The organism is Pseudomonas sp. LBUM1652 (assembly GCF_059716105.1).
This window is the reverse complement of record NZ_CP166804.1, coordinates 3,258,893-3,271,723: the sequence shown is the minus strand read 5'-3', so window position 1 is coordinate 3,271,723 and position 12,831 is coordinate 3,258,893. Positions and strand designations below refer to the sequence as shown.

Below are 12,831 nucleotides of genomic sequence, written 5' to 3'. Positions count from 1 at the left end.
GGGATTATCGGGTCAGCAAGAGGTCGTCGACAACGATCAACACGTTGTCCATTCGTTTGACAGCCATGTCGGTCGCTCCTGCCTTGTTCAGCTATACGCAAACGCTTCTTCCTGATGTGACACTGGCAGCACCGCCAGGTGCGGAGAGTCGCCGAAGTACTCGATCAACAGTTCGGTGAGTACGCGTATTTTGCGCGCGGGATGCGGGCCTGGCGGGCGGAGAATGTAGGCGCCGGATGGTTTGTCATGATCGGTACGAGTGCGCCGCAAGCTATGTGTTCATGGGTGAGGCAATCGGGCAGGTAGGCGAGGCCAAGGCCTGCGATTGCGGCGGCGGCGAGGGCGGTGCCGTTGTCGGCCTTGAAGCGTCCTTGCGGGCGAACCGTGATGATCTTGTCGCCGTCCATGAATTGCCAGGCTTCGGTGCCCTGCATGAGCGCCTGATGGGTGTGCAGTTGGTCAGGCGTCTCGGGGACACCGTGCGCCTTGATGTAGTCCGGGCTCGCGACGAGCTTGGTGTAGACCGGGCCAATACGCCTTGCGATGAGGTTGGAGTCCTGCAGATAACCCACGCGGATGGCGCAATCGTAGCCCTCGGTAATGAGATCAACGAAGCGATCGCTGTAGCAGGTTTGCATGTGCAACTGAGGATGGCGGCGCGCCATTTCTGCCAGCACCGGTGCGAAGTGCGTCGGGCCGAACGACAGCGGAACCGCCACGCGCAAACGTCCGCGAAGGGCGCCGGCGGGCAGGATCGTCTCTCTGGCAATGTCGATCTCGGTGCAGACTCTGGCGGCGTAATCCCGGAACGTCGAGCCGGCCTCGGTAAGTGAAGCCCCGCGTGTGGAGCGCGCCATCAGTTGCACGCCCAATTCCGCTTCAAGCCGAGCCAGCCGGCGGCTGACAATCGACTTCGATACGCACTTTGACGGGTTCAACGCTGAAAAAGCTCTGGAGGAGGCGGCCAAGAAAGCCTGATTAGCCCGCAATTGATGAAGGTGGCGTTCGCAACAGCGGGCGTCATCTTCATTTGCAATTTAAGGAACGGACCACACTCAGAAGCGTGGCATGCCCCATTTAAACGCACACTTTTTCACAAAGACCTCTCCGCAACCATTCAATGGCAGAATCCCCTCAACTTGAAAGTTTTGGAGATCACCATGCTTCGTGCGTTTGAACGAAGACTCGACCCTTTTCCTCCTGACGAGGTTCCACCGCCACCCAACGGTCTGGCGCGTTTTCTGTGGGCCTGCACACGGGGCGCCCGCGGTTACATCCTTGTGCTGGCGCTGCTGAGTGCCGGTGTTTCGATTTATGAAGCCTGGCTGTTTTCCTTCCTCGGCCAAGTCGTGGATCTGCTCTCGACCTGGCAGGCCGGCGGTGAGGCCGCGGCGCAGGAGAGCCGCGTGCTGTGGGGCATGGGCATCGTCATGGGCACCAGTGTCGGGCTGGTGGCGCTGCGCACGATGGTGCAGCACCAGATATTGGCGATTAACCTGCCGTTGCGGCTGCGCTGGGACTTCCATCGGCTAATGCTGCGGCAAAGCCTTTCGTTTTTCTCCGATGAGTTTTCCGGCCGGGTCACGACTAAGGTGATGCAGACGGCACTGGCAGTGCGCGACGTGCTGTTCACCATGATCGAGATCATCCCGGGGATCGGCGTGTATTTCATCGCGATCATCGCGCTGGCCGGCGGCTTCGCTTTGAAGCTGATGCTGCCGTTCATTGGCTGGGCGGTGTTGTTCGCGCTGGCCATGTGGTACTTCGTGCCGCGCCTGGGGAAAGTCGGGCAGGAGCAGGCCAATGCGCGCTCGATGATGACCGGGCGTATATCGGACGCTTACACCAACATCACGACGGTAAAACTGTTCTCCCACTCCAATCGTGAAGCGCACTTCGCCCGCGCTGCGATGGAGGATTTCAAGCTGACCGGTTTTCGCCAGATGCGTCTGGTCAGCATGTTCGAGATCGTCAATCAGGCACTGGTGGTGGGGCTGATCATGTCAGCCGGGGGTTATGCCCTGTGGCTATGGCATCAGGGGGATGTCGGCGCCGGTGCCGTGGCGGCAATCACCGCCATGGCGTTGCGGATCAATGGCATGTCGAACTGGATCATGTGGCAAATGACCTCGCTCTTCGAAAGCATCGGCACCGTTCAGGATGGCATGGCGACCCTGACTCAGGGCGCCAAGGTGCAGGATGCACCGGATGCCGGCGTGCTGGTGACCAATGGCGGCGCCGTCACTTTCGACAAGGTGCATTTCAACTACAACGGCGAACGTCAGGTGCTCGATGGTCTGAACCTGAGCATCCGTCCGGGCGAAAAAATCGGTCTGGTCGGCCGTTCCGGTGCCGGTAAATCCACGCTGATCAACTTGCTGCTGCGCTTCTATGACGTCGACAGCGGCGAGATTCGCATCGACGGGCAAAACATCGCGCACGTAACGCAAGACAGCCTGCGCAGCGCCATCGGCATGGTCACGCAGGATACTTCGCTACTGCACCGTTCCATTCGCGACAACATCGCCTACGGCCGCCCCGATGCAACCGACGCGCAAATCCGCAGCGCCGCCGCCAGCGCCCAGGCTGATGAATTCATCAGCCAACTCAGCGACCGGCAGGGCCACAGCGGCTACGACACGCTGGTGGGCGAGCGCGGGATCAAGCTATCGGGTGGCCAGCGCCAACGCGTTGCGATTGCCCGGGTAATGCTCAAGAATGCGCCGATCCTGCTGCTGGACGAAGCCACCAGCGCGCTGGACTCGGAAGTCGAAGTGGCGATTCAGGAAAGCCTCGATGACATGATGCAGGGCAAAACCGTGATCGCCATTGCCCACCGGCTGTCGACCATTGCGGCCATGGACCGGCTGATCGTCATGGACGAAGGCCGCATTATTGAACAGGGCACTCACAGCGAATTGCTTGAGAGAAACGGCGTCTATGCGCGGCTTTGGCAGCATCAGAGCGGCGGGTTTCTGGGAGAGGACAAGGGCGTGGTCGAGGCGATGGATCAGGTGTGAGCGGGAAGGGCGCACGGAGAGTTCAATCCTGGCGCCCGTTAATTTCGCACGTGCATTCAGCGTTTAGGCGAGCGCGTCTAAAAGCGGTTCATATTTTTTTGAGGTCGCCATATTTGCCGCACGCCAGGGGTGAGTGCACGGAGGGATGCCAGAAAGCAGGTCACCATTCGTCCAATACCCGGCACTCGCCACGCCTGATTGTCTCTCAACCTTAAGCACGGACTTCCCGCGCCTTGGTAGGAGAGCCAGCATGGAAATCGATGAAAAAGCCCCAGGCAACACGTCTCAGCAGGAAGTGACGCGCACTACGGACAATGAAACCGGCCATGATCCGCGCCGAGATGAGTCTTCGAACCCGTTGCCGGCGGACGATGAAGCGGCGGTCGATGAAGACATGAGCGATGTGGATGCGAACAACTCGGTGTCGAGTGAGCATCCTTAGCCAAGTTAAAACGAAGGCAAAAGAAACCCGGCGTTCAGGCCGGGTTTTTTATTGGCCCTCAGCCTGACCCTCGCCCAGAGAGAGAGGGGACTGATAGGGGGAATGCTCAGAGCGCAGCCTTCACCTGCACGCCAAACAACAGCGCATTGTCGATATCCTGCCCGGAAAACGCCCCCGGCTCGATGATGTATTGCAGATTCGGGCGCAGCGTCAGCCAAGGCGTGGCCTGATAACCGTAACCGAGCTCGATCAACTGTTCGGCGCTGTCCAGGTTCGGGAACGCCGTGCCATTGTTCAGCGCAGCGTCTTGCAGCACGTCGCGACTGCGCGGGTTGGGCACGGCGCGGCCGTAGCCCAGGGCAACGGTGTCACGCGGGCGACCTTCGAAAGGTTTGTACAGAACCACGCCAGTGCCGTACCACTTGCTGAATGGCGAAGCCGCTTCGCTGGCAGCCGAGTATTGGCCGAAGGCGTGCAAGCTGCGTCCTTCGGACGATTTCGAGCTCCACACAGCTTGGTCGACCAACAAGTAGTGACCACCACGCCCGGACACTTCCTTGTCGCTGCCAATGCGTTTTACATCAGAGCTGTCGTAGTAGTAGCCGACCTTGTACTCGCCGGGCAGTTCGCCCGCGTGTTTGTACACCAGTTCGATCGGCACCACGGTGCCAGTGGTGTGTTTCGGGCCCAAGTGCCAGGCGCGGCTGGAGTTGCCGTTACTGTCCGGGTCGACGTTGAACGCCGCCACGCGCAATTGCCAGGACGGCGACAGGTCGTATTTCACACGCACGCCGAGATGGGCGTTGGGATAGTTGGTCCAGCCGCTGCCGCCGGACATGTTCAGCGGATGCCCGCAGAAGCCGGCGTTCATGAAGTTACAGAGGATGCCGCTGTCGAGGCCGCCGAGGTCGTTGCCCATGGCCATGTAACCGAGCTTGACGTTCAGCGCCGGAGTGAACAGCGTGCGCTCGTAGCTGAGTTCGGTCAGGCGGGTGTAGAGACCGCCGTAGTTTTCCTGAATCGGCAGACGGTTGCCGACCAGATCCTCGGAAGCGCTGTTGCCGCGCCGGTCGTTGATGCTCAGTTGCACCTTGCCGGCGTTGTCGACGCCATACAGTTTGCTCAGATCGAACTGCACACCGAGCTTGATGTTTTGCGAGTAACGGGCCGAACGGTGCAGGCCACCGTCAGCGTTGTAGGCCATTTCGCCGGTGTAGTCGCCGGTGAACTTGATACCGTCTTCGTCCATCTGGTGGCGCAGGCCACCCCAATCACCGGTCAGGGTGTTGCGGGTCATCAGGTTCGAATCGGCATCGGCGAAAGCGGGCAGGGCAGCACTGCAGGTCAGGCCCAACAGCAAGCCGACATGAGAAAAGCGAACAGGCAAAAACATGTGAATCTTCCAGCTGAAATTTTAGCGATAGCGCAAAGCAGCGCGGCACCCTAAGGTGCCGCGCTATAAATGAGATGCCCATGTTCACCATGGGCATGGCGGCCTACGGCAAGGCGTAAGCCATCACGTAGTCGCCACGATCGGTCGACTGACGAGCGCCACCGGCGGTGATGACGATGTATTGCTTGCCGGTTTTTGGCGAAACATAAGTCATCGGGCCGCCCTGGCTGCCGACCGGCAGACGGGATTTCCAGACTTCCTCACCGTTGCCGCTGTTGAACGCGCGCAGGTAGAAGTCCTGGGTGCCGGCGATAAAGATCAAGCCACCTTGAGTCGACAGGGTGCCGCCCAGAGTTGGCAGACCAATCTTGATCGGCAGGTGCATGCGGATACCCAGCGGACCGGTGTCTTCAACGGTGCCGACCGGAACCTGCCAGGCGACTTTTTGCGTCTTCATGTCGATGGCGGTCAGTGTGCCGAACGGCGGCGCCTGGCAAGGAATGCCGGCGACCGACAGGAAGCGGTTTTTGTTCACCGCGTAAGGTGTGCCTTTGAGGGGTACGGCGCCCATGCCGGTGTTCAATGCTTCGCCACCGGAAGTGGCCTGGCCCTTGTTCTGCGACGGAATCATCTGAATCCACAGACCCAGACGCATGTCGTTGACGAAGATGAAACCGTGCACCGGATCAGTCGAGATGCTGCCCCAGTTCATGCCGCCCAGCGAGCCCGGGAAGCTCAGGGATTTGTCGGTGCCCGGCGCGGTGTACAAGCCGTTATAACGCATCGACTTGAAGTCGATACGGCACAGCAATTGGTCGTAAGGCGTCGCGCCCCACATGTCCGATTCGGTCAGGTGCTGGGCACCGATCTGCGGCATGCCCACCGATTTTGGCTGGGTTGGCGAGTAAGGCTCGTCAGGAATGTTCGCCGCTTTGACCGGTACTTCTTTCACGTCGGTCAGCGGTTTGCCAGTGGCGCGATCCAATACATAGATCTGCCCGGCCTTGGTGCCGATGACCAGTGCCGGTACGGTTTTGCCGTCCTTGGTGAAGTCGATCAGGCTCGGCTGCATCGGCAGGTCGAAGTCCCAGAGATCGTTGTGAACGGTCTGGAATACCCACTTTTCTTCGCCGCTGTTGGCGTCCAGCGCCAGGATAGAAGCGCCGTAGGTGTGATCCAGTTTGCTGCGTTCTACACCATAAATGTCGGTGGAAGAGCTGCCCATCGGCAGGAACACGGTGTTGGTCGCCGCGTCGTAGGACATCGGCGCCCAGCTGTTTGGCGTACTGCGCACATAGGTGCTGCCGTCTGCCGGCGCTTTTTTATCCTGCGGATTACCCGGGTCGAACGCCCAACGCATGGCGCCGGTCATCACGTCAAAACCACGAATCACGCCGCCCGGCATATCGGCTTGCACGTTGTCGGCAACTCGGCCGCCAACCACAACGGTGGTGCCTGCCATCAACGGTGCGGACGACAATTGATAGTAGCTGTCCGGGACATCACCCAGACCGGCCTTCAGGTCGACTTGACCGTTATTGCCAAAGCCCTGGCAGAAATCACCGGTGTCGGCATCGACGGCGATCAGGCGCGCATCAATCGTGTTGGTCAGCAAGCGGCGCTGGCAGTTGGCGGCCGGCGCTGGCTGGGCCTCTGCGACTGGCGAGCTGCTCGGCTTGGCAACCGCCGCAGTGGCGTCGAAATAGGCCATGCCACGGCAACGCTGCCAGACTTTCGACTGCGCGTTGATGGCGTTTTTCCACAGTTCCTTGCCGGTGTCGGCATCCAGCGCGATCAGGTTGTTGTGCGGGGTGCAGATGAACACTTTGTTGCCGACCTGCAGCGGGGTGAGCTGGTCTTCGGCACCGTTGCCGTCGCTCACGGCGACATCACCGGTGTGATAGGTCCACGCCACTTTCAACTTGTCGACGTTGTTACGGTTGATCTGGTCCAGCGCGGCGAAACGGCTGCCGCCTTCAGTATTGCCGTAGTGAGCCCAGTCTTTCTGGGCTTTTTCCGGCTCGACCGGCGTAAGGCCCGGGCCAGTGCCCGTAGCAGCAACAGTCGGGTGAGCGACGAACATGTTGCCAGCGGCTACGGCCAGACCGACCGCCAGTACCGCAGCAAGGGCATAAGCACCGCGCCCCGGAACGCCACCGCTGGCACGTTTCAACAACGGGTAAACCAGCGTGACGGCCAGACCCACTGCGCTGAACATGAACAGGCGCGAGAACACCGGCCAGAACACCAGCCCTGCGTCGCTCACTGCCCAGATCGCGGTCCCCACCAGGAACGCCGCGAACAACCACGCACCGGCCGGTTTGAAGCGAGCAATCAGCAGGCCGGAGACTGTCATCACCAGACCACCCACCAGGAAGTACCAGGAGCCTCCCAGGCTGACCAATTTCACGCCGCCAGCAGCAAGCGCCAAGCCGAGTAGGGCGATGATCACGCCCAGTCCGACCAGAATGAATTTTGATATGCCCGAGAGGCGTTGACTCTGCTTCACGTTGAATGTCCCGTTGAAATGAGGCGCGCAGTATATAGATAGGTAACTACCTAGTTAAATCACTATTTCTGAGTGAAGCGTAGTTCTCTGCTCGAGCACGCACCAAGAAGGGCAGCCGGGCGTTCCGCATAGGGTCGATGCAATTATCCATAGGTCGGTGAAAGCGTTGTTTATGTCAGAAGGATCGCCAGTTTTGACAGTGTTAAAATTGCGATCAGAAACCTTCGATTAGCCGACGTACGGCAACTGACGGAGAGGCTCGGTGACACGATCAGGCATATGCATATGCTCATTTAATCTTTGATTCGCGATCGGTTTACCGCTCAACTGGCGCTTTTTTGATAGGTGGCTAATGATGTCGGAGCGGTGTGACGTAGTGGTTTTGGGCCTGGGCGCCATGGGCGCCGCCACCGTGTATCAGTTGGCGAAGGCCGGTGTGGATGTAGTCGGTATTGACCGCCATTACCCGCCGCACAACCTTGGCTCCAGCCATGGCGATACGCGCATCACTCGGCTTTCGGTCGGAGAAGGTGCGCAATACGTACCGATCGTGCGCAATTCCCACCGGATCTGGCGCGAACTTGAAGTGCTGACGGGGGAGTCTCTGTTCGAGCAATCAGGTCTGCTGGTACTGGCCTCCAGCCCCGAATTCGACCCCAACGACAAAACCGACTTCACCCTGCGCACCATCGGTTTGGCGCAGGCCTACGGTATCGAGCACGAAGTCTTGTCCGCCGCACAGATTCGCCAGCGTTTCCCGCAATTCGCCCACGTGCATGACTCGGCCATCGGCTATTTCGAGCCCGGTGGAGGGTTTGTGCGACCCGAGCGCTGCATCGACGTGCAGCTCAAACTGGCCGAACGACACGGCGCGACCCTGTACAAAGGCGAGACGGTCACCGGGATCACATCGGACGAGCAGGGCGTCACTGTCACCACTGACCAGCGCACGCTGCAGGCCAAAAAACTGGTGATCAATGCAGGCAACTGGAGTGGCGAATTGCTCGGTAAACCGTTTGAAAATCTGCTGAGTGTCTACCGGCAAAAGCTGTTCTGGTTCGAACTGGAGGAGCACGCCCGGCTGGTCGGCCACTCGCCGACATTCATCCTCACCCACGGCCGTGGCGACGACAAAATCAATTACGGCTTTCCAGCATTGTCCGGCGAAGGCTGCATGAAGATCGCCACCGCCCAGTACCACACCGCCTCGTTGCCGCAAACGATCGACCGCACCGTCTCGACGGCCGAAGAGCAGGACATGTATGCACACCAGGTACACGGCCGCATCGCCGGCGTGACTTCCAAAGTGATCAAGTCTGCGGTCTGCGCCTACACGGTGACGCCGGATCGCCACTTCATCATCGACCAGCATCCGTCACTGCAACACACCTTGTTCGTGTCGGCCTGCTCCGGCCACGGCTTCAAACATTCCGCCGCACTGGGCGAGGCGTTTGCGCAGTGGTGCATGCGCGGTTCGACCGACCTGGACCTCTCGTCTTTCTCCCTGAAACGCTTTGAAGGCTGCTGAGCCCGCTACTGTGGCTTCAAGATGAGCCGATGGATCGTCAGGTGAAACATCACGATGGGATGTCAGTTCAGCAGGGTATTTACTTGAGTCAAAATGGGCTATTTCCAAGCAATAAAGCGCCAAGATGGTTTTCAACTACACTGAAGAAGCAAAAACTATTTTAATAATCTTGGCTGCGGGTTGTTTATTCATGCTGGCGGTGAGGCCTATATGGACATTGAAATCCTTAAACAGGCTGTCATGGATTCGCGCGATGGAATCACCATCTCCGACAACTGCAGAGATGACAATCCGTTGATTTTTGTCAATCCCGCCTTTGAACGCATGACCGGCTATTCTCTCGAAGAATCCATAAATATTAACTGTAGATACTTGCAGGGAGATGATCGTGAACAACCTGAATTAGAGGTCGTTCACCACGCCATTGCAAACGGGGAGTATTGTCTGGTTGTGTTGCGAAACTATCGGAAGGACGGAACGATGTTCTGGAATGAATTGAGCATATCGCCAATTCATGACGAGGCGGGAGCGGTCAGCAATTTTATAGGGATACAAAAAGATGTCACATCGCGAGTTATTCTGCAGCAGCAACTCAGTGACGAAATTCATTCCCTCGAAAAAACAAAATCGCATCTCGAGCAGCTATCGATAAAAGACGGGCTTACCGGGGTTTATAATCGGCGCTTCTTTGATAGTCAGTTTGAGATTCAATACAAGATCGCTTGTCGGAACAGTGAGGCGCTCACGCTGATCATGATTGATGTTGATGACTTCAAGTCATTCAATGACCTATATGGGCATCAAGCAGGTGATGAAGCATTGATAGGTGTGGCGAATGGTTTGAGTAAATCATTCCAGAGGGGCTCTGATTTTGTTGCCAGGTACGGGGGCGAAGAGTTTGTGATTTTATCCAGCGGCATGACGATGGATCAGTCATCTGCTTACGTGAACTCTCTGTGTCAGCGTGTGCGCGACTTGAGAATTGCGCACTCCTCTTCGCGCACGGGCTATTTAACGATAAGCATCGGATTTTCTGTTCATCAATTCACCCCGACAAACACGTCCAACTTACTGCTTACGCAAGCTGATAAAGCACTTTATCTAGCGAAAGAGCGAGGAAGGAATCAGTGTGTAGGTTTTTAGGCGCGCTTTTCGGCCTCTTAATCATCGCCAACCCGACATGCCTGTCATGATCTTCCTTGAAAAATCTGCCCCACCTCAACGTCTCACTCGTCGAGGTGGGCAACCCTGCTCTCAGCCGCGCTTTGGCAACTTCCAGTTCGGGCGAATGAAGTGGCAGGTGTAGCCATTCGGAATACGTTCCAGGTAATCCTGGTGCTCAGGTTCCGCTTCCCAGAACGGTCCCGCCGGTTCGATTTCGGTGACGACTCGGCCTGGCCACAGCTTTGAAGCGTCGACGTCGGCGGCGGTGTCTTCGGCGATGTCGCGTTGCTGTTCGCTCAGGTAATAGATCGCCGAGCGATAGCTGGGGCCGAGGTCGTTGCCCTGACGGTTGGGCGTGCTCGGGTCATGGATCTGGAAGAAGAACTCAAGGATCTGCCGATAGCTGATCACCGCCGGGTCGAAGACGATCTCGATGGCTTCGGCGTGGTTGCCATGGTTGCGATAAGTGGCGTTCGGCACCTCGCCGCCGGTGTAGCCGACGCGCGTTTGCAGCACGCCGGGATAGCGCCGCAGCAGGTCCTGCATGCCCCAGAAGCAGCCGCCAGCGAGGATGGCAGTTTCGGTTTGGCTGGTCATGGTCTGTGCTTCCTCTCGGGAATTTTGGGTGTAGCCATTGTTATGCGGGCGTGTCCGGCAATTCCAAGTCTGGACGATACAAATAAGTCTGCTGATCACTCGCCACTTCAAGCGTGCTCTTCAAACCTGCGCACATCACCCAAAGAATCACGCTGCATCGATTGCAGGTTTTTCTCGATGGTTTCGCACAGGGCTTCCATCTGGATCTGGTGTTCGCTGTGGCGAAACGGGCTTTGCAGGTCAGTGCCGATGCGCTCGATGGCCAGTAGCATAAAGCCCACCACGGTGGAAGCCAGTGGGGTGAACCAGCCCAGGGATTCCACCAGACCTACGGGCACGATCAGGCAGAACAGCGAAATAAACAGCCGCGGGAAATACACATAGGGGTAGGGCAGCGGGGTATTGGCGATGCGTTCCATGCCGCCCTGGCTGTTGGAGAGTTCCACCAGCGTCGACTCCAGCCTTGCCAGGCGAATGCTGTCCAGGCGTCCGGCCTTGTATTCCCGGGCGAGCAGGGCGGCGGAACCGGTGAGAATGTCGTTGGCAAAGTTGTTGGTGGTGCCACTGCGGGCGAATTCATCAGCGGGAATGAACGCCCGGACTTCCTCCGGACAAGGCTGACCCTGCAGATGCGCCGCGAGGCAGTTCACATACGCCACATGGCGGCGCAACAGGGTCGACTTGACCGGATTGACTTCGCTGTCGGGGTCATCCAGCAACGTCAGGACCTGGCGGGCAAAACTGCGCGAGTTATTGATCATCGTGCCCCACAGCGTCCGCGCTTCCCACCAACGGTTGTAGGCGCTGCTGTTACGAAAACTGATCAGCACCACCAGCGCCGAACCCAGCAACGTCAGGGGCATCAGCGGCAGGTTCATCTTGGCGTTCAGAAACAGCATGAAGTCCACGGTGACGGCGATGTCCCAGAGCAACAGCCAGAACAAGGCCCAACCGACATAGCCCATGGTCTTGATGATCAGACGGTATTTTTTGACGATGGCAGCTTTCAAACGGAAACCTCGTGGCGAGCGGTAAGCATTGATGCCTTAGCTCGGACGGTGTTTTCGGGGTAAAGGTTCGGTCAGTCGCGCAGGTTCTTCACTGGCTGGCTTATCAGCTCTGACACGATTGAGGGAGAAGGAAAGGAATCTTTTCATGAATCTGGCAATCGGCGTTTCTACTTTTTTGTGGATGAGCCACGACGCACCAATCATCAGGATGAGGGTTCCCCACAGCAGCAGATGCGGATTCACAGCCGGATAAGCAATGTTGAAAATCATGAACCCGATCATTTGATGTAATAGGTAAAGCGGGTAAGTCAGTGCCCCTAATGCGGTCCAGTTCAACCTGCCTATGGCCGCTGTTTTGTTGGTCACAATCAAAAGAAACGTCATGAAAAACAGGAAAATCACGCCGCAGATAATCAGAGGGTCGTATTCGGTCGAATACTTGCTTTCGATCGATTCGGCCCATGCTATGGCGGTGAAACAGGCCAATGCCAATGCCCCCAGCAAGAGGAGAATCCGGGCAATTGTGAATCCTTTCGCCCATATGAGGTAGAACGTGGCACCTGCGATGAAATACGCCGCGTAGTCGGTGATCAAGATCGAACGCAGTTTTTCAAATACGAGTATTTCTGCTGTAGCAGAGACCAGTAGCCAAAGCACGAGGCAGGGTTCGATTTTCTCTATTTTCTTGAAGCCCAACAGTATGGAGATCATCAGGTAGAACTTGATTTCCACAAACAGCGACCAGTAAACGCCGTCTATTTGCTCGACACCCATCAAGTCGCCAAGCAATGTCATGTTGATAAGGTATTGATAAAGAGTGGCCGTAAATCGTGGCTGGCCGATGGCGAGGATAAAAAGAAAAGTCAGGGTGCAGCACACCCAGAACGCCGGGCAGAGCCGAACGACGCGGGAGATGAAAAAAACTTTGAGGTTATTGCTCGACGCGGTCATCAGAATGACGAATCCGCTGATCATGAAAAAAAGTTCGACGCCCAAATAACCGTACTTGGCGGGCTCAGCCAATAACGGGTAAGGCATTACAGACATGTCGCCCTTTGCATAGCCGCGAAAAGCATAGTGAAAAAACACTACGGCGATCGCAGCAAGGAATCGCAGCAAATCCAATTCCTTCAATCGTCGGTCGTTCATGTATAGGCGCTCCAGACTT

The 12,831-nt window shown here is 57.5% G+C and carries 9 protein-coding genes and 1 pseudogene; 4 read left to right on the top strand and 6 right to left on the bottom strand.

Translation table 11 applies throughout. From position 1 onward, the window contains the following. Positions 1 to 87: 87 nt before the first annotated feature. Positions 88 to 920, bottom strand: a pseudogene (locus tag ACA069_RS14810) (substrate binding domain-containing protein); the annotation flags it as partial. A gap of 240 nt (positions 921 to 1,160) precedes the next feature. Here ACA069_RS14810 and ACA069_RS14805 point away from each other — a divergent pair. Both ACA069_RS14805 and ACA069_RS14800 read left to right on the top strand, forming a co-directional pair. Beyond that, complete coding sequence (locus ACA069_RS14805) at positions 1,161 to 3,020, top strand: ABC transporter ATP-binding protein (RefSeq protein WP_497613989.1); 1,860 nt, start codon at positions 1,161 to 1,163, stop codon at positions 3,018 to 3,020. Positions 3,021 to 3,270: 250 nt separating this feature from the next. Then, positions 3,271 to 3,462 carry a hypothetical protein gene (locus ACA069_RS14800; RefSeq protein ID WP_187679845.1) on the top strand — a complete coding sequence of 64 codons (192 nt, stop codon included), beginning with the start codon at positions 3,271 to 3,273 and terminating at the stop codon, positions 3,460 to 3,462. A 106-nt stretch (positions 3,463 to 3,568) separates the two neighbouring features. On the opposite strand, the gene ACA069_RS14795 is transcribed toward ACA069_RS14800, so the two are convergent. Continuing rightward, positions 3,569 to 4,849, bottom strand: a complete 1,281-nt coding sequence (locus ACA069_RS14795) for a carbohydrate porin (RefSeq protein WP_497618248.1) — start codon at positions 4,847 to 4,849, stop codon at positions 3,569 to 3,571. Between the two features lie 109 nt (positions 4,850 to 4,958). Next, entirely contained in the window at positions 4,959 to 7,364 is a 2,406-nt protein-coding gene (locus ACA069_RS14790) for a glucose/quinate/shikimate family membrane-bound PQQ-dependent dehydrogenase (protein ID WP_497613987.1), read from the bottom strand. Between the two features lie 355 nt (positions 7,365 to 7,719). Here ACA069_RS14790 and solA point away from each other — a divergent pair, with 355 nt between their 5' ends. Together solA and ACA069_RS14780 are read left to right on the top strand one after the other, a co-directional pair. After that, positions 7,720 to 8,892: an N-methyl-L-tryptophan oxidase gene (gene solA / locus ACA069_RS14785; protein ID WP_497613985.1), complete on the top strand. Its 1,173-nt coding sequence runs from the start codon at positions 7,720 to 7,722 to the stop codon at positions 8,890 to 8,892. Positions 8,893 to 9,102: 210 nt separating this feature from the next. Then, the gene (locus tag ACA069_RS14780) at positions 9,103 to 10,035 is read left to right on the top strand and encodes a GGDEF domain-containing protein (protein WP_497613983.1); all 933 of its coding nucleotides are present in this window, start codon (positions 9,103 to 9,105) and stop codon (positions 10,033 to 10,035) included. Between the two features lie 111 nt (positions 10,036 to 10,146). Here the strand turns inward: ACA069_RS14780 and msrA are convergent, their stop codons facing one another. The 3 genes from msrA to ACA069_RS14765 form a co-directional block, all read right to left on the bottom strand. Continuing rightward, the gene (msrA, locus tag ACA069_RS14775; protein WP_401264100.1) at positions 10,147 to 10,653 is read right to left on the bottom strand and encodes a peptide-methionine (S)-S-oxide reductase MsrA; all 507 of its coding nucleotides are present in this window, start codon (positions 10,651 to 10,653) and stop codon (positions 10,147 to 10,149) included. A 107-nt stretch (positions 10,654 to 10,760) separates the two neighbouring features. Then, complete coding sequence (locus ACA069_RS14770; RefSeq protein WP_187679851.1) at positions 10,761 to 11,663, bottom strand: bestrophin family protein; 903 nt, start codon at positions 11,661 to 11,663, stop codon at positions 10,761 to 10,763. Between the two features lie 36 nt (positions 11,664 to 11,699). Beyond that, entirely contained in the window at positions 11,700 to 12,812 is a 1,113-nt protein-coding gene (locus ACA069_RS14765; RefSeq protein ID WP_489880461.1) for an acyltransferase family protein, read from the bottom strand. Positions 12,813 to 12,831 lie beyond the last annotated feature (19 nt).